Source organism: Sporofaciens sp. St.21A7, from assembly GCF_059728535.1.
In genome coordinates this window covers 1245134-1267715 of the sequence record NZ_BAAGFN010000001.1, presented here as the reverse complement: position 1 = coordinate 1267715, position 22582 = coordinate 1245134, and the positions used below count along the sequence as shown (strand labels likewise).

General features: G+C 47.8%; 18 protein-coding genes and 1 pseudogene. 3 read left to right on the top strand and 16 right to left on the bottom strand.

Annotated elements, in window-relative coordinates; translation table 11 throughout:
• Nucleotides 1–18: 18 nt before the first annotated feature.
• The 9 genes and pseudogenes from AC6I3O_RS06365 to AC6I3O_RS06325 form a co-directional block, all read right to left on the bottom strand.
• Complete coding sequence (locus AC6I3O_RS06365; RefSeq protein WP_497850151.1) at nucleotides 19–867, bottom strand: MurR/RpiR family transcriptional regulator; 849 nt, start codon at nucleotides 865–867, stop codon at nucleotides 19–21.
• A gap of 25 nt (nucleotides 868–892) precedes the next feature.
• A complete protein-coding gene (locus AC6I3O_RS06360; RefSeq protein WP_497850150.1) occupies nucleotides 893–1759 on the bottom strand; it encodes a ketose-bisphosphate aldolase in 867 nt (288 codons plus the stop codon).
• An 82-nt stretch (nucleotides 1760–1841) separates the two neighbouring features.
• Entirely contained in the window at nucleotides 1842–3158 is a 1317-nt protein-coding gene (locus AC6I3O_RS06355; RefSeq protein ID WP_497850149.1) for an ADP-dependent glucokinase/phosphofructokinase, read from the bottom strand.
• Between the two features lie 16 nt (nucleotides 3159–3174).
• The gene (locus AC6I3O_RS06350) at nucleotides 3175–4011 is read right to left on the bottom strand and encodes a carbohydrate ABC transporter permease (protein WP_497850148.1); all 837 of its coding nucleotides are present in this window, start codon (nucleotides 4009–4011) and stop codon (nucleotides 3175–3177) included.
• 2 nt (nucleotides 4012–4013) lie between these two features.
• Nucleotides 4014–4892 (bottom strand): carbohydrate ABC transporter permease, encoded by an 879-nt coding sequence (locus AC6I3O_RS06345; protein WP_497850147.1) that lies wholly within the window; start codon nucleotides 4890–4892, stop codon nucleotides 4014–4016.
• An 89-nt stretch (nucleotides 4893–4981) separates the two neighbouring features.
• Nucleotides 4982–6304 (bottom strand): ABC transporter substrate-binding protein, encoded by a 1323-nt coding sequence (locus AC6I3O_RS06340; protein ID WP_497850146.1) that lies wholly within the window; start codon nucleotides 6302–6304, stop codon nucleotides 4982–4984.
• Nucleotides 6305–6592: 288 nt separating this feature from the next.
• Nucleotides 6593–6907: pseudogene (locus AC6I3O_RS06335) on the bottom strand (Fic family protein); the annotation flags it as partial.
• Nucleotides 6908–6922: 15 nt separating this feature from the next.
• Entirely contained in the window at nucleotides 6923–9982 is a 3060-nt protein-coding gene (locus tag AC6I3O_RS06330) for a glycoside hydrolase family 2 TIM barrel-domain containing protein (RefSeq protein WP_497850145.1), read from the bottom strand.
• Between the two features lie 291 nt (nucleotides 9983–10273).
• Nucleotides 10274–11197 (bottom strand): cupin domain-containing protein, encoded by a 924-nt coding sequence (locus AC6I3O_RS06325; protein WP_497850144.1) that lies wholly within the window; start codon nucleotides 11195–11197, stop codon nucleotides 10274–10276.
• A gap of 116 nt (nucleotides 11198–11313) precedes the next feature.
• Between AC6I3O_RS06325 and AC6I3O_RS06320 the strand changes: the two genes are divergently transcribed.
• Complete coding sequence (locus tag AC6I3O_RS06320; RefSeq protein WP_497850143.1) at nucleotides 11314–12504, top strand: MFS transporter; 1191 nt, start codon at nucleotides 11314–11316, stop codon at nucleotides 12502–12504.
• Nucleotides 12505–12609: 105 nt separating this feature from the next.
• Here the strand turns inward: AC6I3O_RS06320 and AC6I3O_RS06315 are convergent, their stop codons facing one another.
• The 5 genes from AC6I3O_RS06315 to AC6I3O_RS06295 form a co-directional block, all read right to left on the bottom strand.
• Nucleotides 12610–14196 (bottom strand): AAA family ATPase, encoded by a 1587-nt coding sequence (locus tag AC6I3O_RS06315; RefSeq protein ID WP_497850142.1) that lies wholly within the window; start codon nucleotides 14194–14196, stop codon nucleotides 12610–12612.
• Nucleotides 14197–14381: 185 nt separating this feature from the next.
• Nucleotides 14382–14810, bottom strand: a complete 429-nt coding sequence (locus tag AC6I3O_RS06310; RefSeq protein ID WP_497850141.1) for a potassium channel family protein — start codon at nucleotides 14808–14810, stop codon at nucleotides 14382–14384.
• A gap of 45 nt (nucleotides 14811–14855) precedes the next feature.
• Nucleotides 14856–15374 carry an HdeD family acid-resistance protein gene (locus AC6I3O_RS06305; RefSeq protein ID WP_497850140.1) on the bottom strand — a complete coding sequence of 173 codons (519 nt, stop codon included), beginning with the start codon at nucleotides 15372–15374 and terminating at the stop codon, nucleotides 14856–14858.
• Nucleotides 15375–15447: 73 nt separating this feature from the next.
• Entirely contained in the window at nucleotides 15448–16713 is a 1266-nt protein-coding gene (locus tag AC6I3O_RS06300) for a chloride channel protein (protein ID WP_497850139.1), read from the bottom strand.
• Nucleotides 16691–17494 (bottom strand): DUF2238 domain-containing protein, encoded by an 804-nt coding sequence (locus AC6I3O_RS06295; protein WP_497850138.1) that lies wholly within the window; start codon nucleotides 17492–17494, stop codon nucleotides 16691–16693. Before AC6I3O_RS06295 ends, AC6I3O_RS06300 begins: the two co-directional genes overlap by 23 nt.
• 221 nt (nucleotides 17495–17715) lie before the next feature.
• Between AC6I3O_RS06295 and AC6I3O_RS06290 the strand changes: the two genes are divergently transcribed.
• A complete protein-coding gene (locus tag AC6I3O_RS06290) occupies nucleotides 17716–18459 on the top strand; it encodes a LytR/AlgR family response regulator transcription factor (protein ID WP_497850137.1) in 744 nt (247 codons plus the stop codon).
• A complete protein-coding gene (locus AC6I3O_RS06285; protein WP_497850136.1) occupies nucleotides 18456–19772 on the top strand; it encodes a GHKL domain-containing protein in 1317 nt (438 codons plus the stop codon). The genes AC6I3O_RS06290 and AC6I3O_RS06285 overlap by 4 nt, the downstream gene beginning before the upstream one ends.
• Before the next feature lie 45 nt (nucleotides 19773–19817).
• On the opposite strand, the gene AC6I3O_RS06280 is transcribed toward AC6I3O_RS06285, so the two are convergent.
• Both AC6I3O_RS06280 and AC6I3O_RS06275 read right to left on the bottom strand, forming a co-directional pair.
• Nucleotides 19818–20363: a hypothetical protein gene (locus tag AC6I3O_RS06280; RefSeq protein ID WP_497850135.1), complete on the bottom strand. Its 546-nt coding sequence runs from the start codon at nucleotides 20361–20363 to the stop codon at nucleotides 19818–19820.
• Nucleotides 20364–20378: 15 nt separating this feature from the next.
• Nucleotides 20379–22568, bottom strand: a complete 2190-nt coding sequence (locus AC6I3O_RS06275) for an ATP-binding protein (RefSeq protein WP_497850134.1) — start codon at nucleotides 22566–22568, stop codon at nucleotides 20379–20381.
• Nucleotides 22569–22582 lie beyond the last annotated feature (14 nt).

Genomic DNA, 22582 nt, shown 5'->3' with positions numbered 1-22582 from the left:
CTTCCATTTTAAAAACCATCAAACCTTATATTCCGACAAAATAATCTCCGGTTTGTCAGCATTTCTCGTCTTAATAAGTTCTTCGTTGGTGACAAAGTTGAGCAAAGCGTCAATAATCGCAGTCTCGTTCAGATGAGCATAATCCTTATAATAACTAAACGACCCTTCCACCCCTGCGGACAACAGCACATAATCTGCCAGATCAGACACCGGAGACTGACCAACCGCCGTAATGGCAATCATCTTGAGCCCTTTTTCCTTCCCAAGCTCCATTCCCTGAATCACCTGCCGCGACGTACCCGACTGGGATATGGCAATCAGGATATCCCCTTCGTCCGCCAGGTTGACATGGTTCAGGAAATACTCCGGCGCCACATTGTATGTACTCTTAATCCCCAGTCGCCCCAGCCGAAATCCCATATACTGCGCCAGCGGGCTCGTATTCCCCACCGCCATGATATGAGCGACCTTACAGCTCTTCAACAGATTGACGCACCCCCGCATCACTTCCAAGTCAAGCCTTCTTCCAATGACCAGCATCGCCTTGGCAAATTCTCCAAACATCGCCTCAACGCTGTCCTTGCTTTCGATACTTTCAATACTGTTATACTGCTGCTTTCCTACATCTCTCGCAAGAGTAATCCTGAACTGGTAATAACCTGTATATCCGATATGGTGGCACATCCGTACAACCGTGGCGTCGCTGACTTTGCTGTACTTCGCAAGTTCTGAAACATTACACTCTACTGCTTTCTGAGGATTCTGCAATACGAAAGCCGCCACCTTCTTCTCGGCGGAAAAAATATTCTCGTACTGCTCCTTGATTACTTCAAGCACTTCTCTATTCAGAAAACTCTTCTCACTCAACTTTTGGCACCCCAACTATTCTATTTTATTTGTATAAATCTGCTTTCCCGATGGTCTGGAACAGCTCAAGCTTATGTCTTGCAACCTCATTCATCGCCTTGATACATTCCGGCTCGATGACGTTCGGCTCTCTTAAACTCTTATCTTTCAGGACTTCCCTCATCTTCTCGAAGTAAGCCGCCTTAATATCTGAGGAAATGTTAATCTTGTTAATTCCAAGGGTCACAGACTCTCCAATCTCCTTATCCGGATTGTTGGAACCGCCGTGAAGGACTAAAGGAATATCCACCTTAGAAGCAATCTCTTTCAGGATATCCAGTTTCAGCTCCGGCTTCATGCCTGCCGGATACAGCCCATGGCATGTCCCGATTGCGATTGCCAGCGTGTCAACGCCCGTCTCAGCCACAAACTTTACCGCATCCTCCGGGTCTGTGTAAATAATCTTGGCAGCTCCGCCCTCCATCTCGTCCGGATTGGTGGTGCCGATGGTTCCAAGCTCTGCCTCCACAGATACGTTCACCGGATGCGCGGCCTCGATTACCTTCTTCGTGCCTGCAATATTCTCCTCAAACGGAAGCTCCGCGCCGTCAAACATAACAGAAGTGAAACCGCTCTGGATTGCCCACATAATCTTCCCAAAATCGCTGCAGTGGTCTAAGTGGATACATACCGGAACCGGTGATTTGTAAGCCTTCTCCTTAATCGCCGTCACCATCTCGGAACCGATGAAGCTCAGCTCGTCAGGGTGAATCTCAATGATAACCGGGGAATTCGTCTCCTCACACACTTCCATGATACCAAGGAACATAGAATAATCACTGATATTAAACGCCGGAAGCGCAAACTTATTCTCCTTCGCAACTGCTAAAATATCCTTCATATTCATTAACATAATTCTTACCTCCATAAAATACAACTACTAATACTATAATAAGCTACCTGTTTTTTCCTGTCAATAATCCAAAATAATTAATCTAAAAACACATCTGAACACCGCCCACGAAAGAATCCCCAAGGCCAATCGTAAACTTAGGCTTATCCATATATTTCGACGGAACCAGAACCGTTTCCTCGGCATATTTGCTTTCCCGGACAGTCTGATAGTTCTTCATTCCCCGATCGCCAAAGCCAAACTCCAGCACCTCTTTCACCTGCTCCTTCGTGCCGTACCAGCCGTTATTTGCCTTCGCCGTCGCCAGCAGGTTCCCGTAAATCAGCCCTCTTTCGATATCAGCCTTCAGCGGTTCCCCCACATACATAGAATAATCCTTCGTGTGGATCACCACGCCTTTGCGGACGCCGAACATGCGACGGATAGATTTTGCGCCTTCCACGCAGGAAATGATATCCTCCACATCCACACCCTCCTGGTACATATGGTTCAGCGTGTGGTTCAGTTCTTCCTCGTTCATGCTCAGAATATCCACGCTTGCGCCAATCGTTTCCAGACAAAGCTTCTTCACATCAATGCTGTGGAAATGCGCATCCTCGAAAAATACAATCCCTTCCGGGTTGCCCACCCGGTATGCCGCGACATGCTCCTTTGTGAAGTTAAGCCGTTCCTTCAAAAGCTCCGGGTTCAGCAGCGCGTTAAAGCTAGACAGCACATTGCTGCTTACCAAAGAGGCGTTCTGCTCAATCCAGCGGAAATACGGCTTTGAAAACGGCACGAATTCATTTACCGTGATTTTCGTAATAATCAGCCGGTTAGAGCACGGTATGACCATCTCCTGTGCGCCTAAGCATATCTTATCGCCCTTCTTGAACTGGATGATAAAATGAGGCTCCTGCTCATTGGTCTGCCTGATTTCATCCGTATGTACCAGCCGCCCGTCCTGGGAAACGGTATACACCTGAGGGGTGTTCAAGATATCGCACACCTCTTTCGAGTCGTCCGTCAGATGTACGACGGACGGACAGCCCACACTGTTAAGGGCCAGCGCCGCCTGGACCGCCGTACCTCCCATGCCATAGCTAAAATCAAAGGTTTCCTTAATTAATTCTACGTTCTCTACATCCACCTCTCCGCCGATTCCGTTGGAGCAATAATAAACCATTGTCTCCAAGAGGTCCTGCATTGTGCGGATTATTTCCGCCGCCTTCATCTGGTCAAGACGCGCCTTTGGCGTATGTTCTTCCAGAAGCTCGTTTAAGCGTTCCGTCTTGAAATCACACAGCAGGTCAAGATTGCTGGTATACCCCATAGCCGGATAACGTCTCTTTTCGGCTCTCTTCCGAACCGTGGATTCCAGCTCATCATAGGCCGCCTGATATTTCTGTTTCAAATCCATCCTGCCTACTCCTTTTCTAATTCTTTACCGATCCGGCCGTCATACCTGCAATAAAATATTTCTGGAAGAATAAGAACAAGAATAAGATTGGCAGAGAGCCAAGTACGCTCATTGCCATCATCTGGTTCCATTCATAGGCATGCTGCCCCATCAGTAAATTGATCCCTACCGGTACGGTACGCATATCGTTGGTCTTGGTCAACGCCAGGGCAAACAGATACTCGTTCCATGCCTGCATGAACGTATACATCCCTACCGAGACAAGACCCGGGACAGACGGCGGCACAAGGACGCTCCACAACGCCTTGAACCGTGTTCCCCCGTCAATCATGACTGCTTCGTCCAAATCTTTCGGAAGCGTGTTGAAATACCCCGTCAGCATCAAGATTGCATAAGGCAGGGTGAAGACCATGTAGGTCAGCACCAGCGCGCCGTACGTATTAAACAGCTTCAGAGACACAATCAGGCTCATATACGGAATCAGCAGCGTAATCGGCGGCACTGCCTGGACTGCGACGATGATAGTATTGATGACCTTCTTCCCCGGGAAATTGAACCGGCTGAAAGAATATGCCGCCAGAATACCGATAATCAACGTAACCGTAACCACAATCGCCGATATGGCATAACTGTTAATAAAGAACCGAACCTGTTCCGGATTCGTGAAAATCGCTTTGTAAGCATCAAGGCTAAAATTTTCCGAAATCCATGTGGGCGGCCAGGCGAAGATTTCAGAATTCGGCTTGAATGAATTCAGAATCATCCACAATATGGGGAATCCTGCCCAGACCGTCCCGATTGCCAACAATATAATAATCAAAACCTGTACCCATAATTTTTTCTTTCCAATCATATTTAATCCCCCGCTTTCTGCTGCCTTACATAGAAGATTCCTATGATCGTACATACAATGAGCAGTATCACCGCTCCCGCCGATGCCATTGAATACTGGTACTTGCTGAAACCTTGCTTATAAATGTAGGTACTGATGGTTTCCGTTGCATTTACCGGGCCGCCTCCTGTGGTCATCCAGATTAATGCGAACTGCTGCAGCGTCCATACGAAGTCCAGCATAAGAAGGCCGACCAAAATCGGTTTTAACTGGGGAATCGTAATGCGGAAGAAGGTCTGTACCGCATTTGCCCCGTCAAGCGCAGAAGCCTCGTATAAATCCGTAGAAATCCCTTGAAGCCCCGCCAGAATACTAATCATATAGAACGGATAGCCTGACCAGATATTAATGACCGTGACTGCCGACAGGGCCACGTCCCTGGAAGCCAGCCACTCTACTTTCTCACTGATAATTCCTGCGTTCGTCATCAGGTAGTTCAGCACGCCGTTGGGATTTAACATCATACGCCATACGATTGCGATGACAGAAGCCGTAAACATCCAAGGCAATGCATAGATGACGCGGAAGATTCCCTTCGCCGCCATGCCTAAGTACCTTGTGTTCAGAAGCATGGCAAACAGCATGCCAATCAGGAAATGTGCAACGATTGAAACCAGGACAAATATTAATGTATTCTTAATCGCCACAAGAAACGTGGGGTCTGACAGTACCGCAGCATAATTCTTCAACCCAACGAATACCGGGTTCTTATTAATAATCACATTGTCATAGAAAGAATAACTGATTACCATGACAATGGGTATAATCAGCAATATGCACATCAACACCATTGTCGGCAGGAGATATAAATATGGGGTTATCATTTTTTTCCCTTTTGCCAACTCAATCCCGTCTCCTTTACTCTAAATTTCTAAAATATGGGCTGCACGCAAAGCAAGCGCACAGCCCATGACCTTTGCCTTCCTAATATTTACTCAAATGCCGGTTCCCAGCGCTCCTGTGCAGCCTTCAGCATGTCAGCCGCAGAAGCCGTGTCGCCGTCAAGGTATAACTGTAATTCTTCGCCGAAACTTCTCATCAAATCTTCGGACGTCGGAAGCCCTGTGAACTCATTCACTGCCTCGCAGCTCTGGAACAGCTCGTATGCTTTTACGAATAACTCGTCAGATGCGGAGTAATCCGGCTCAGCCTTGGAATTTCCAGGGAATGCGTTGGCCAGTACTGCAAGTTCCGCGTTTACTTCCGGGCTCATAAGGTATTCTACGAATTTCCATGCCTCTTCCTTGTGCTCACAGTTCTCTGCGATACCGATACCCCAGTTTGCAACGTCCATTCCGCTCTTTCCGGAGAAACCTTCGGTTACAGGAACGGTGATATAGTCAAAGTTCAAATCCGGCGCGCCCTCTTTGATGGTCGTCAGGTGGGAAACACCGTCGGTCATGAACGCTACACGTCCGTTGGTGAACTCTTCAACCATGTCTGGCTCTTTCATGGAATATGCGCCGTCTGCAATATATCCCTTGTCAAACATTTCTTTTACAAAATCAACAGTTGCCTCAAGGTCTGCGTTGCCTTCTAAGTTCGGCTTGCCGTCCTCAAGCATGGAAGAACCTGACGCCCATAACCATGTCATAAACTGGTTCTGGATTCCGCTTGGGGACTCTGAGGATAATGGAATCGCCCATCCCGCGATGTTTTCATCATACTTCTTCACTGCTTCACATGCCGCAAGGAATTCTTCTCTGGTTGTAGGCAGTTCTTTTACGCCTGCAGCTTCTAAGATATCCTTATTGGCGTACATCGGGTATGCAAAGTTTACGACCGGAATCATGTATGTATTGCCTTCAAACTGAATCTGTGAAGATAACTGGCTGTCGTCGTAGCCTGCTCCTCCCATCAGCTCTGTCAAGTTGGCAATAGAGCCCTGTTTCGCAAAATCATAGACCCATGAACCGTCAAGACCGACTACGTCTGCCATCGTGCCGGATGCCGCGCCGGATGCAATCTGTGTCTTCGTGTCTGCATATGGGTTGCTGAGAAGGTCAATCTTGATGCCTGTGTCGTCCGTAAACTTCTGGCAGATGTCCGCAAGCGCTCCGTCTGGGAGCTCAACGCCCCACCACTGCTGGAATTCCAGCGTAACGCCGTCTTTGCTTCCGCTTCCGCCTTCGTCTTTGCTGTCGCTGCTTCCTCCGTCAGAATCTCCGGAACCGCCGCAGGCTGCCAGAGACATCACCATCATGCCTACCACTGTTGCAGAAAGCATCTTCTTTGCTGCTGTTTTGAATTTCATAATTCTTCCTCCTTTTAATAAAATTTTATTTCAGCACATGCATGTACTGTATTTTTTGCACAGGAAAAACATCCATTTTTTGTCTATATCAACAATAAATAGCAAAATTTTCCAGTACTTACTTGTGCTTTTTGTATAATTACATTATAAAATATTTTTTCATATTGTCAATACCTTTTTCACAAATATTATCAGAAAAAATAATATTTCTTCTATTCAGCAATACAGAGAAGCCGTTGTTCCATAGATATGAATAATCTATAAAACAACGGCTCCTTTGCACAACTTCTATATATATTTATCTTCATACGGAATCCGGAAATATTCCAGATATGCCTTGTATTTATCCTGGGCGGCCAGGCACGTATCTCGCAGATACCCCTTTTCGTTTTCCCATTCCTTCAAACCACGGTAATAGAACATTTTCCACTGGTCTTCGATAATGAATGGAACCATATTGTATTTCAGGCATTCTTTAAACAGAATCAGCCTGCCAATACGCCCGTTTCCATCCTGGAAGGGGTGTATACGCTCAAACCTCACATGGAACTCTAGCATATCCTCCAACGTTTTTTTCTCTTTTGAATGATAATCGGCTAAAAGAGCAGCCTCCATCCACTATCCTCTGAAATCCCTGCTCTTTTCTATTATCGAATCATTCTTCACACATTTGAATACAAGCCTCATCGAATAATCGTTGAGCCTCGTTTTATGCGCATACGTCTGTTCCTCCCCGCAGGAATTACTTCCAACGCCGGAGTGTTTCGCATCCAGATGGATTACGGTTTCCGGGCAGCGTTTGATCTCCCCCGCATGGCGGGCCCTCTCCAGTTCTTCTATGGTATAATCATGGACATCCATCCCGACTCCTTTCTCGGAACAAATCAACAGGCTCTCCTTGCCATCCCCTGCGGCAAGCCAGCGGACTTCCTCCCGATGCCCGTTTTCCTGTGGCTTCGCATACTCCACATGCATTTCCTCCACCGTTTTCCGATATATGCCCATCCGGGCGGCGGACTTCATGTCACAGTAATTTTCCTCAGGCCCAAGCCCATACCAAACCACATTTTGGAACTCTCCAGGAAGACGCAACTCAATCCCGATGCGGGGGATAAACTCCGGGCAGAAACGGCTGTAACGGAAGCCTCTCATATCCAGCGACAGCACAAGCTCCCCATCCTTTTTTACCCGCCATGTATAACAGGCCTTGAAGCCGAACGCCATGCTAAGGGGTGAGAAATGTGTCCTTATCTTCACAAGGATATCTTCCCCGTCTCTTTGGGCCGAAAATTCTTCCAATTGTTCCTGCTGCCGGTGCAGGAAATATTTTCCCTTCCAGTCTGGCGTCTTGTACATATCATTGTCAATGGGCGCGCGCCAAAGGTTCATCGACGGGCCTGACGTAATCAAAGTTTTTCCCTGTACCTCGTATGTGGCAAGCCTTCCTGTTACTCTGTCAAAGACAACACGGAACCCTTCTCCGGTAATCTCCGCCCGGTTTTTTGTTTCCTGAATCTCAGGCGCACCCGAAGCCCCGTCCCCCACCGGCATCTCTCCTTCAGCCTTGTCCGCCTTACTCCCAACTAAACCATTCTGTCCGGATTGCAGAAGGAACTGCCCGATTCCAATCTCCGTCCCGGCAGGAGCAAAATCCGTATCTCTTTTATATACAAATGACAGGTTCAGGTAATAGTCGCTTCCCGGCTCCGGATGTCCCAGCGTATACGGAATTTTTACCAAGGTTTCTTTTCCGGCGTCTGCCTTGAGGTTGTCTATCCGTCCCGAACAGTCAACCGTCTCATCGTGTACAACCTGATACTCCAACGCAACATGGCTCAAATCCCTGAAATCATAAAGATTCCTGACCCTGACCAGTCCCTCGGACAGCTGAACCGCCTCCGCCTTTACCGGGGCTATCACCTGCTTGTAATGTAAAAGGCCCGCAGAAGCGATTCCATCCGGGCGAAGTAGCCCGTCCATACAGAAATTAGAATTGTTCGGCTCGTCCCCAAAATCACCGCCGTACCACCAGGTTGTCTTGCCGTCCCCGTCTTTTTTCGCAATCCCGTGGTCGTACCATTCCCAGATGAAGCCGCCCTGAAGCCTGTCATACTTCCGGAATAACGCCTGATATTCTTCAAGGTTTCCGGGGCCTGTCCCCATGGCATGCCCATACTCGCACAGGATATGGGGCTTTCCATGGCCGTCATTGCCCTCCCCTATCTCTTTTAACCCGTTAAGCCTTGTATACATCGTCGAATAGACGTCGGTGATATCGGCCGACGCATCCCCCTCATAGTGGATGAGCCGGGAAGCATCCAGACTGCGGATGGCTTCTGCCGACGCATGAAAATTCTTTCCCACCGACGACTCGTTTCCCAGCGACCACATCAGGATACATGGGTGGTTCCGGTGTTCTTCCACCATTCGCACGGCGCGGTCAATATATGCGTCTCTAAAGCTCTCCTCATTGTTCAGCCATTCGTATTTCTCAATCCACTCAAACCCGTGGGTTTCCAAATCCGCCTCATCAATCACGTAAAAGCCATATTGGTCGCACAGGCTGTAAAAATACGGGACTTTCGGATAGTGTGCGCAGCGGATGGCATTGATATTATGCCGTTTCATCATGCGCAGGTGTTCCTCCACCGTCTCCCGGCATACTGCCGCGCCGCCCGACGGGCTGAAATCATGCATGTTAACGCCGTTAAGCAAAACCGGTACGCCATTTACAAAGAAACGGGAACCTTTGGTTTCCACTCTCCGAAAGCCTGTGACTATTTCCCCTTCATCCCATACCTGACCGTCTTTTCCGTACAGCCTTGCCGTTAATCGGTAAAGCGACGGTATCTCTGCGCTCCAAGGTTTCACTGTGCCCACAGAAGTACGGATGGCTGCACATCCGCAATCCATTTTTGCCAAACCAGCGGCAACTTCCTTCCCTTCCCCATCTTCTAACCTCCATTCTACATGGTCTGCCTCCTCCTGCGCAGTAATCTTCTGGATTAGAATTCCTTCCTGATAATCATCCCCAAGCCCTGCCTCTGCAATATAGTTTTGGATTCCCTTCTCCGGTTCGGCAATCAATGTCACATCCCGGTAAATCCCGCCGTACCACCACATATCCTGGCACTCCAGATAGGTTCCGTCCGACCATTTGTACACCCTGACCGTAATCTGGTTCTCCCCCGGATGAACCAAGCCGGTGATGTCGAATTCGGACGCAAGGCGGCTTCCTTTGCTATATCCGGCATGACTCCCGTTTACCCACAGGTCAAATGCGCTTCCTACGCCTTCAAACCTGATCTTCTTCCGTTTCCCTGAAAAGTTTTCCGGGATTTCCACAGTCCTTCGGTAGATTCCCGTCGGATTCTCGGACGGCACAAAGGGCGGGTTGATGGGAAACAGATACCAGACGTCCGTATAGTGCATCTGTCCGTACCCCTTCATTTCCCAGCAGGACGGCGTTTCCAGCGTATCCCACCCACTGTCGTCATAGTCTGCATCCGAAAATCCCTCCGGCGAATATTCCGGCGCTTTGAGATAGAGGAACTGCCAGTTCCCGTTTAAGGAAATCCGGCAGTCCTCTCTATTCTTCCTGTTAAAATCTGTGTGGGGCGCACATCTTCCTATATGGAGAAGCTGCTCGTCCTCCCAACGTTTCTTTACTCTTGACACGTATTCTCACTCCTTGTCTGCTTCATTTACTCTCGGAAAATGGATACGAAGAAATTCCAAGAGTAAACGTCTTTTTTATAGTATATACTACCTTGCGCTGCTTCTCAACTGGTGTGCTGACCGCATTAATAGCTGGACTATGACAGAACTCTATCTCTTTTTCTTAGTGTAATCCCAAATAAACGAAAGAAATGCCAATAGAATAAATATGGACAGCATATCCCATACGTCAAGAATCGGCTTATTTCATTAGATTTATTTTCTCAAAGCGGTTTTGATTGTTGGTGCTACTCAAGGAATAGGATGGTTCAATAGTTTACGATTTATATTGAGATTTCTATATTCCCGTGGCGTGCAATTATAATAACGCTTAAAAATTTTAGAAAAATTGCTTGGACTGTCAAAGCCGCATGATGTTGCTATTTCTGAAATGCTGTCCGCCGGATTTCCTAACAACATTTCAGCTCCATGCATTATCCTGTATTTCAGCAAATACTGGATCGGGGAAAGCTGGATTGTTTTTTGAAAACAGCGCAGACATTCCCTTTCGCTAATATCAGCCATGCCGGCAATTTCCGCCACGGATATATCATCAGCATAATTTTTATGGATAAATGCGAGCATTTTTCTAATACGGAAACCGTCTTGGTCGAGCGGAATATTCCGCGTATCTGCCTGTGGTCCAAATTCGCCATATAAGAAAAGACAGATACGGGATAACTTTTCCCGCACAATAAATTCGTACCCGTAACAATCTTTTGACAGGGCTTCAAACGCACAGTTGAACCAATGCGCCACGTTCTCATTGCTCCCCGCTTTGATAAAATATCCGCAGAACCTATTGCAGGTCAGTAATGGCTGCATATACTTTTTTGAAAATACGGAATCCTCATTTCCTGTAATAAGCGCCGGACTAAAAACAAGGGAACGCAATTCACATTCCCCAACAGCCGCGCCATAATGAAGCACATTGGAATTGATGGCCACGCAGTCCCCTTTTTGCATAAGGAAAGATTTTGACGGTATTTTTATTTCCATTTGTCCATTTTCTATATACACAATCTCAATTTCTTCATGCCAGTGCCACGGAATAATATCTTCCTGCCTGTCCATGTGATAAGATGAATACCCGGCGCATGGGAATTCAAGGCTCCCATGTGGCTGAAGCTCTTTTGATACCCTGTTCAAGTTCAATCCGCATTCTTGTAATGCCATACTTATTCCTTTCTTTCTGTTTGGCGGTTTTTTTATATTATACGTCTGAAAATGTATTGTATCAAGCGCTATTTGACGGTATTCTTTTCATAAAGAAAATACAGGAGGATGATAAGATGTTTCAGTTATTATTGGTCATTATTTATCTTGCTTTTATCAGTCTGGGACTTCCAGATTCCTTATTAGGTTCCGCATGGCCGACCATGTATCGGGAGTTTTCCGTACCCGTTTCCTATGCGGGCGGGATTTCTATGATCATCGCTGTCGGGACGATTGTTTCCAGCCTGCAAAGCGACAGATTGACAAAAAGATTCGGGACAGGGAAAGTTACCGCTTCCAGTGTGCTAATGACTGCTGTTGCGCTGTTTGGATTTTCAATTGCCCATTCCTATGCCGCATTATGCTTGTGGGCCGTCCCTTATGGGCTTGGCGCCGGAAGTGTGGACGCTTCTTTGAATAATTATGTCGCACTCCACTATGCAAGCAGACATATGAGCTGGCTCCACTGTATGTGGGGCGTCGGCGCTTCACTTGGCCCTTATATCATGGGCCTTGCGCTCGCCGGAGGGCGGAATTGGAATATGGGGTATCGCTATATTGCCATTCTCCAAATTGTATTGACCGCTATCTTGATATTCAGTCTGCCATTATGGAAAAAGCAGGACACAAATGATACAGGGCAGACCGACGGGGAGACGCAAAGCAAACCGCTGTCTTTACGCCAGATCGTCAAAATTCCGGGAGCAAAAGAAGTCATGATTACATTTTTCTGCTATTGCGCACTCGAACAGACAGCCGGCTTATGGGCAAGCAGTTATCTTGTGCTTCGCCGTGGATTGTCGGCAGAAACCGCCGCAGGATTTGCAAGCCTGTTCTTTATCGGGATTACCGCGGGCAGGGCTTTCAGTGGATTTTTGACAATGAAATTAAATGATACGCAAATGATCCGACTTGGGCAGGGCTTTATGTTGTTCGGCATTGTGCTTTTGCTTTTGCCATTTGGCAGCATGACCGCACTGCTTGGCCTAATATTTGTGGGGCTGGGCTGCGCCCCGGTCTACCCTTCCATCATACATTCCACGCCGGAACATTTTGGAGCAGACAGATCGCAGGCCATGATCGGCGTACAAATGGCATCTGCTTATATGGGGACTTGTTTTATGCCGCCGATCTTCGGATTTATTGCGAACCATATCAGTGTTTCCCTGTTCCCGGTCTATTTACTGGCAATATTGTCTCTTATGGTCGCTATGCATGAAAAAATGCTGCCGAAAGTATCCGGTTCATCCGAACAGAAAAACTGGTAATCGCAGTCAGCTTGCCGTTGTTCCAATGCCAGAAAGGAGAAGGACGACTATCCAGTCAACCCTTCTCCCTTCTATTGTTTCTCTCAAATCGTATCATTCAGGACATTATGCTTTCTCAATAAGACAACTATGCCTGCCTGTTTTCTCGTTATAGTTAATGCCAACAAGCAGTATATTTCCGGCAAATGGTTTCAATACTGCCGTGTATTTTTTTCTCTTAATCTGCGCAATGGCGCCTCCCGGCGTCCTGTTCCATTTCAACTCGATTACCATTGCCGGAAATCCTGACAATGGAACAGGGATGAAAACGATATCCGCAATTCCCTTGCCCGACGGCATCTCTTCAATCTTTACATACTGTCCAAATGCCGCAAGATACGCATACTTAATGACAGCCCTCAATGCTTGTTCATCGTTATAGTACTGCGGCGCATAGTGTTCTCCTCTGATTTCTTCCAAAGCAGCCGCTACAGCAGTGCCATTACACGCAATCGTGTCGTCCAACAGTTTCTGCGAACGCTTGATAAGCGTTATCCATCCTGTATTTACACTCTTTTGGGAAAGGAAATGTTCAAACTCTATCCGAACTTCTTCATTCGGTATCCGAACAGACTGTTCCTCTTCTTGATAAGTCAGATATCCCAAATGGATCAGTAATGTAAGTACATCGTCCGCACTTCCAAAAGTCTCGAAATCATTCTGGAAACTGTCAGCGCTGACCTGAATCTTTTCTCCGGCAATCAGGCGGGCGACCATAGCTTGCAAGCCTTCAAAATCCATGTTAATATAACGCTTCAATGATTCCGCTGCCGATGTTCTTCTCCAATATGAACGGCATTTGCCTGTTCTCAAGGCACTCATAACAGAAAATGGGTTGTACACAGCTCCGACCGCAGGAAATTCATACCCATCGTACCATTTCTTGATTTGTCCGTAGTCCATGCCTTTTTCCGCGCATCGCTCCATCACCTCTTTTTCTGTAAATCCCACATACTCTGCAAAATCAAATGGATCGAGCATAGAGTACTCGTCAAATTCTGAAATCGCAGATTGTTTCCCGTCCTTTTTTATCGGCAGGATTCCTGTCATGTAAGCTGCCGCCACAGCTTTCGGCGTGAAGGTCCCATTCTTAAACCATCCCCTGAGTAGATCCAAATATACCTGTTGTGCCTCCTCTCCATCCTTCGTCTCACGAATCACTGCATCCCATTCGTCTATGATAAAAATAAACTGTTTTCCGTCCGGTCTCTCTGCACAGTGCAATAGTTCATCATTTACTGTTCTTAGTTTTGGCAAATCAGGGCATATCCTCAGCAAGTCGTCATGAATTGCCTCCATGATCATCCCCGGAACCTCTATTAACGGCTTCCGTAAAATCTTAGCCTCTGAAATAAAACTGGTAATCTCCAAATAAATCACGTTGTATCGATTCAGATGAGCAGAATAGGATTTTGAACGAGCAATTCTCTTTTTATCGAACAGCTCATGAGAGTCACATGAACAATCGTAGTAAGCCGCCAGCATTTTTGCTGCATAGGATTTTCCAAAACGACGAGGCCTGCTAATACATACAAGACTATCGTCTCTGCCAATTCTTTCATTTATCAGCTGTATCATTCCTGTCTTGTCTACATAATTTGAACCGTCGATCCGTTTGAATGCCTGATTCCCAGGATTAACATAAATGCCCATTTTCGGTCTCCTTTCAAAGGATTTACAAACTCCATTACCGTTCATATTCTACCACATCCCTGATTTTCCCTTCAAGACCTAAATCCTCACCTATTCTCCCATTCATTAAAATCCTGCCAAGTCAGACCGCAGACCTCTCCGATACGCAAGTATCCTCCGGAACAGCTCTTTTATGCCCAGATCTCCTAATCCTGCTTTTTATGCCCGAATTCCCGTATCCTCCGGGACAGCTCCCTAAGCTCCTCTTCCGAAAGCTCCGGCAGCATCTCCAACTTTTCCAGGAAGACGGAAATCGTCTCCTTCTCCCTTACTTTCAGATACTCCATATAATAGCTCACGACGACTCCCGGGACCATTGCCGTCATGAGAATTCCGTATGCAGCCACGAGTACGGTGACGATCCGGCCGCCCCTTGTGACGGCGCAGATATCACCGAAACCTATGGTAGTAGAGGCAACGAAGCAGTACCACAGCCCGTCGCCCAGAGTATTGATTCCAGGCTCTAACACAGTCAGTACCGCGGCCGCGCCGCACAGGAACATCAGGAAACTAATGAAGATCTTCAAAGTCCCCGTACGTTTCAGGACATAGTAGCAACGTTTCCATGCCTTCATTTTCCAAAGACCGTCCCCTCATACAGGCCTGTATCCATGCCTGCCCTATTCATCGTCCGCCGTCATGTACTGGGCCATCACAATCATGCTGATACCGCTCTCGATAAAATATACCCCTACGAGAATACCAAAGGTCAGCGCCAGCAGCATCGGATGTACCACGGAATAGATTCCCACTAACAGCCCAAGGATTCCAAGGGTCAGCGTCCATACCCAGCCAAGCCCTTTTGTCACCTTCTTCTGGCGGAAGGCCTGGAAGATATTGATTACGCCTTGCAGCATGAACCAGAACGCCATAAGGTAAATCAACATGCCGTCTGTCATCAGCTTCAGCCCCGGCACCACCAGAATTACGATGCCAAGAATGATACTCAGGATATCAAACACGAAATCCAGCCCGTACGTCTTATTGGAAACTGACCGGATGATTCCCACAGTCCCATAGACAAACAGCAAGATTACAAGAAAATAGCCTGCCTCCAAAAATGTGATTAGCGGGGTAAACATGCAGGATAGCCCGCAAATGGCGATCAATACCCCAAATACAATGGAAAATACCTTCATAAATAAATCTCCTCCTGATTCTGTAATTTTTTCTCACTGCACGACGGATCTTCCCGCATTGTGCAGCCGTCATTTATTTTTCATCACTTTTTATCAGTGTAGAAAAATCTTTCTTGCTCTCCATCTTTGAACAGAACATATTCCCTGCCGCTGCCGCAAGGAAAATCCACAAAAACAACCTAACCGGGAAACACAAAAACAGCAGCACGGTCACAGCCAGCGGTTTCCTCATGATACCGCCAAGCAGCGCCGCCGTCACAGCCGCCGCTGCAAATGTCATATGCCCCCCGCTATAGCCAAAGGCCAAAGCCCCTGCGGAATAGCCAAGGCATACTCCCGCAAATATGATTGGGAAGAAATGTCCTCCTTTCAGCCCGGACTGAATACAGATATTGGTCAGCAGCACTTTCAGGAATGCAATCGCGGCAAGGATGAGCGGCGCATACATCTCACAGTCTGCCACCAGTTCCCCCATTGCCTCCTCACCGGAAAACATCAGTACCGGCATCAGCATCCCCATGGCTCCAAGGCACAGCCCTCCCGCCGTTTCCCTAATAATGGCCGGAAGGGTTGACAACGCCTTCTCTGCCGCTGTATGTGTGAGGAAATAGAACTTCGCCAGCACACAGCCAAGCAGGATATACACTGCCAACATCAAGTAATCCCATATCTTGGGCTGCATTTCCGGGAAAGATGGCAGCGCGCCAAGTCCAGAGCCGAATATCGCTGACAGCAGCATATAACATCCGGTTCCTGCCGCTGCGGCAAGTCCGTACAAGAATAATTTCAGCGTCCCCGGAAGCTTGATGATTTCCTTGTCCCGGTTCTCTTCCTCCACAGCAAATACACCGAATAAGGGCGAGCGGAACAGGACGCCAAGGGTCACTGCCACGCCTACCTGAGAGTATTCCTTCGCATTCTGACGGGCAAAGGAAAGATTATCTCCAATCCAATAGCACAACCCGACGATTACCCCTGTAAGCCCCGCCTCAGGGCCGATACTGCTGCCCAGCAAGAGTGGGAACAAGGCGCTTAACAGAAGCACCGGCATATTGGAATAGTCGAAGGTCTTCTCCTCCTTCACCTTTCCCATTACCGTATCAAGCTCTTCGGGGTAGTCCCCGAACTTCCGCCGAAAACACCCGATGAACGCCGCCCCCAGCGTACACACAATCAGCGTGTAACAGGGGATAGAGTATCGGGAAGGCAGCCACTCCCACAGGAAATGGATTCCAAGGGACATGACTTTCAGGAACGCCCATATCACGCCTCCCGCCACGGCTCCGATGATACAGCAGAATAAAATCAGATATAAATTATTTCTTACCGTTTTGCCCATCAGCCATAGTCTCCTTCTTTGCTTCCATGCCGTGCGGCTCGTTCACTTGCGGAATCAGCGACGATGCAAGCCTGCCCTTTCCTCTCTGTTTCAGGTAAATGATTCCGATGACAGAAAATACCACGGCTCCTATAAAGTTTACAATCAGGTCTTTCATCGTGTCCACGATTCCGATGTCGAGATAGCCGCCAAAATTCCACTCTTCACCGTTTACCACAAGGGATTCTACCGTTACCTGAATGGGGTTGTTCGCCCCTAAGGGGTCAAGCTTTACAGAGCTGATTGTGGGCAGAATCCAGTCCTTCTGCATATCTGTGTGGAAGAACCAGTCCATGCTGAACTCAAAAAATTCCCATACGACCCCTACCGTCATAGAGAAACAGAATGCCACGAACGCTACGAAGTATGGGGACATTTTAATAGAAAACTTCTCGCTCCTGTTGAACAGGTCGATGAGGGCGAACCCGATTGCCGCCATCAAGAATCCGTTGGTCGTATGTAGGATGGTATCCCAGATTGGTATCTTGATGTAAAATGCATTGATTTCTCCAAGGATTTCAGCCGAAAAGATAAAAATCAGGATTACCCCTTTCAAGCCTGCGGGAATCGTCACTCCCACCATCTTTTCAATCATCTGTGGCACCATAAAAAGAATCAATGTCAGGATTCCCAAAAACATGTTATGGTAACTCCCAAGGAAAAACTGCCGTACGACGGACAGCACCACCAGAGTAATCAATACAAGCTCCACTCCCGTTTTCTTTTTCAAATTTTTGTTCACTAAAAACTCTCCTCTCTTTGCGCACTACGGCTTTATGTTAGTAAAAATTCCCCTATTTCGGGAAATTTACAACAATTATACAGATTTTGCACCAAAAAAGCTGGTCTGTAATCTGTCTTTTGTCCCTAAAAATTCACAGTTTATCCCATGATGTGGAATTCCCTTTCTAAAAATCCTATAATAAATTTATCCCTTATTTTTTACGAAAGAGGTGCTTGCACATGTTACGCCTTGCCATCTGCGACGACGACGGAACGGATCTTGCGAAAACTTCAGAAATCATTAAAGAATGGCGTTGCCAGGAGAACCATCCGGATATTAGAATTCATACGTTCCGTTCCCCTTACAATCTCATTGACTCTGTTTCCGGAGGGGATACTTACGACGTCTTCCTGCTTGATATCCTCATGCCTGACATGACGGGTATCAGCCTGGGGGAGCATCTGTCCAATATCCTTGGGGAACCGCTGATTGTCTACTTGAGTTCCAGCAGAGATTACTATCCGGACGCATTCCGCCTGTATGCATTTAACTATATCTGTAAGCCTGTCCGCCGGGACAACTTGTTTCCTGTATTGGACAAGATCGCCCGCAATTATGGAAAGAAAAAAAATGAAGTATTTGTCCTCAAGACCTCCAAGGGATTCCGTCAGATTCCCCTGCATCAAATTGTGTATGCGGAACTGCTCTCCCATGTCTGCTATCTCCATCTGGCGGACGGACAGTGTTTGAAAAGCCTGTATCTGCGCTCCGGATTCGACCAGTTTCTGGCGCCGGTGTTGGAACATGCGAATTTCATTAAGACTCACACATCCTTTGCGGTGAACCTGGATTATTCTGAACGGCTGACCGTCGGGTCGCTTGAGTTGACTACCAAAGATACGGTTCCCGTTGCCCGTTCATTTTCTGCAAAGGTACAGAAGCTCTATATTGATTACTGGCTTCAGGAGGTAAAAGAGCCATGACCCTGACGAATTTCATGGAAGATGACCTGTTTATCCATTGCATCCGGATACTTTTGATTACCGGCTTTACTCTGGGGATGATGGTCGCACTGACTACATTCAAATATACTCTCCGGAAAGTGTTGGCAATATTCAGCGTATACCTTATATGGGTATGCCTGTCTTCCTGGACCATTATCTCAATATTCGGATTTTTCTTCTTTACGAAGATTATGTTTTTTACCATTTCCCTGCCCGCCTTTGTGCTTGCTTACAAAATGGACTTTTATTCGCCTGCCCAGGCGATGTTTAATTATGCGACCCAGATTGGTTTTTCCCTGATCATTGCCATGACCGTGCTTCTGATAAATTCTGCCGTCAATGGCAATCCTTATATCTATTTCCTGATTCTTACCGTAGTCTATTCTATCGTAATTTATCTGGAATACCGGTATTTGAGGAAGCCCTTCCTGAACCTGATGCATACCGTCCATATTGGCTGGGGAACCATGTCGCTGATTCCCCTTTGTTTTTGTGCATTGCTTCTCGTCATTGCTAACGTTCCGTTTTATTATATCCGGGAACCTATACGCGCCGTGTATATTTACGGACTTCTGGCGCTGATCATCGTGGTCTATATGGTGGTCTATCAGAGCATTCTGCGCCAGTACCGGCTGCAGATGGTTTCTCACGACAAGGAGCTTCTGATGCTGCAGGTCGCTTCTATGGAAAAGCAGGCAAAGAATGTGCTTGCCACTGAAGAGCGGCTGAAAATATTGCGCCATGATATCCGGCATTTTTCCATTGTCATGAATTCCTGCCTGAAGGACGGCTCTATGGAAGAGGCGCGGCATCTGCTGTCTGGTTTGGAAGACACGCTCAACAGAAGTGAGACGCCCCACTACTGCCAAAACTATATCATAAACTCCGTACTTTCCTATTATCTGAATATCGCCCAGGAAGAAGGCGTACAGGTACATTCGATTTTCATGGCGCCGCCTAAGAATGCCATTGATTCGGTTTCTTTTTCTGTGGTTCTTGCCAATGCCCTTGAGAACGCGCTGCATGCCTGCAGGAATGAATCCGGCGAACGCATGATCCGGCTGAAAAGCCGCATGAACGGCAGCCAGTATCTTATGGAGCTTGAAAATACGTGCAGGAAAAAGATTTCATTTGATGAGGATGGGCTGCCTATTTCCCAGAAGGGTTCTGAGCATGGGATTGGGACGAAGAGTATCCTTTCCTTTGCAAGGCAGACTCGCTCCAGTGTGAATTTCAGACAGGAGGATGGAATGTTTATTTTGCAGATGATTACGAATACGGCAGTAAGATAAAGACTACCCTGTGCCGTTAAAAACCACAACACAGGGCATCTCATCCTATTCCCCATCCATAATCTTCGACAGCGTCTCCATCGCCTTCGGAAGGGAGTCCCCTTCCAGCAAAAGATACAGCGTACTACACAGAATCTCATAGATGTTGAGCAGCATCTCAATAATTTCGACACACTTTTTAAGCTCCTTTTCCCCTGCAAGATCTGTCAGCATTGTATAGCGAATACCGGCGACTCTCTGCGCCTTTCCCTGGCTGTCCTCCGTAAGATAAATAATCTGTCCGATGGGCAGGCTCTTATTCAGCTCATTGGCCATCCTAAGAATCACCTCTTCCGAGAAAGCGGCTGGATTCTCCTCTATTATCGGATTCAGATTCATCTCCCCATACAAATGCAGGATATCCCCAAACCCCGGCGCATTGGCAAAATTGCAGGAAATATCCAGACTCAAATCTTCCCCGATCCGGGCGCCAAGCAGAAGCGTATCCATGGGAGCCTTTTCCCCCTCCTCGATAAACACGCTGTTAAAATCCAGCTGCATTACGTATTCATGCAGCCTCTTCAAACCTTCCCGTAACTCTTCTTTACTCATCAGAAAACCTCCATTTTAAATCTTATATATATAATACTCCTGCAATTCCGCTTTTCCAAGTATTTTCCCGGATTTCTCATATTCCTGCTGCAGCGCCGTCATAATGTGCTCCATCCCCGTAATCTCCTGCTTAGAAGCCGCCAGGAACGCCGCGTTCACCGCAATATTCTTGATGCTTGCGCCGGAAAGTTCAAAATTATCCGCCAGATACTCAATGTCAATATCCCCCGTAAGGGGCATTTTTTCCGGGAACACCTTCTCCCACATCAAAGCCCTCTGCTCCTTCTGCGGAAATGTAAACCGGATAATATACTTCATCCTCCGCTTATACGCATCGTCAAAATTCTGCAAAAGGTTCGTGGCAAGAATGGTAATCCCGTCATATTCTTCCATCTTCTGCAGCAGATACGCCGTCTGTGCATTGGCGCTGATATCCCTTGCGTCCGAGACGTCCACACGCTTGCCGAACAGCACGTCCGCCTCGTCAAAAAAGAGGATACTTCGGCTCTTCTTCACTTCGTCAAAAATCTCTTTCAGGTTCTTCTGGGTCTCCCCGATATATTTCGACAGCACGCCGGAGAGGTCTACCTTATAGAGTTCCAGATTCAGCTCCTTTGCCAGCACCTGGGCCGCCATGGTCTTTCCGGTTCCCGGCGGCCCTGCGAACAGCAAGGATACCCCCCTGCCATAGGCAATCTTATCCGCGAATCCCCACTCTTCATAGACCTTGCCCCGGCAGGAAATCTGCCCGCATGCCTGGCGCAGCAGTTCTTTCGGTCCTTCTTCTAACACAAGGTCATCCCAGGTATACGCCGCATTGACCCGGCTGGCACGTTCTCCGAGCTTATGGGAGATCTTCTGCTGGCATGCCTGATACAGATACGCCGTGGGAATCTTCTCTTCACCTTGTACCGCCGCGTTCCGGCAGGCAAGCCATACCGCATCCCGGATCGTCCCTGGAGAAAAATCGAATTGTGCCGCCAGCGTGTCACAGACCTGTCCCTCCTGCGCCTGCCAGCCTGCCTCTGCGAGAAACGCCTGAAAGAGCATGCTCCTCTCCCGTATAGAAGGAAAACGAAGCCGGAATTCCTCGATTCCATATCCTGCGGGATATTCTCCCCCGAAGACATCCTCTCCCGGACTCTCTTCCACCGTAAAAAATACGTCCTTAAAAAATAAAGAAGCACACCGCAGAATGCCGATGGCAGCCTGACGGTTCTTTTTCTCCCCCGCCCACACTGTCTCCCAGTGGTCGAACACCAGAAAGGCATGGTCAAGCATTGCCCGCACAACGGCGTCACATGCCGTCTCTTTCATCTGCTCTTCCTTTTGGTACGCCAGTCCCTTCATATCCAGAAATAATGCCGACTGCCCCTGACGCTTCGCCGCAAGGCTGATCTGCAGCTTCTTTCCACTCCCCAAAGGCCCGTGCAGGAAAAACAGTCGTATCTCCTCCGTTACGGCCTGCCCGGCCTCTTCCCGAAGCCGCCGGGAAAGGCTTTCTGCCGTCTGGCGGTTGATATTGCATACTGGCTCCGTTTCTTCGTCCAGAAATTTCAGACGGTACTGGGCTTTGCCTCTTTTCAGATCCGATTCATGGAAGAATACATACTCCACCAGAGTTTCCCGCAGCTTAAACCGCCACGCCAGTTCACTCTCCTGAGTCAGAGGCTTTGGGCCGAATACGCAGCATAGCAGCTCCTTGCGGGCAAATACCTGATGGATGAGGGTATTCTGCTCCTGCTCTTCCATGGTGTACATCTTGATACACAAGTCCAGAGACGGATAACGCCACGCCAGATCGTCCTGAAGATAACTGTACATCCTCTCAAATTCCCGATTCAGCTCCGGCGCCATGGCAAGGCAGGCAATATACTGCTCAAACCCATTGAGCCCAAGCCTTCTGAGCATATATTCAAAAGGAAGGAATACCCCGCCTTCTTTCATGGTGCGGTACGCCTCCCCGTGGAAGGCGCGCCACCTGCCAAAGAGATCTTCCCTCTGCGCATCATAGGATTTGCGGTCCATATGTGTGAACGCATCCTCCATCACGTTGGACAATTCGTCCCGGAACAGCTTTGTATTGTAAATATGCCGAATCCCCCCGTTCTCCTTGAGACGCACCGCATATTTCGTGTACAGGCTGATTTCTTCTTTCACCAGGACAAGCAGCCTCTGGAAATATTCCTCCTGCCCTGAAAACATTCTTACACCATCCA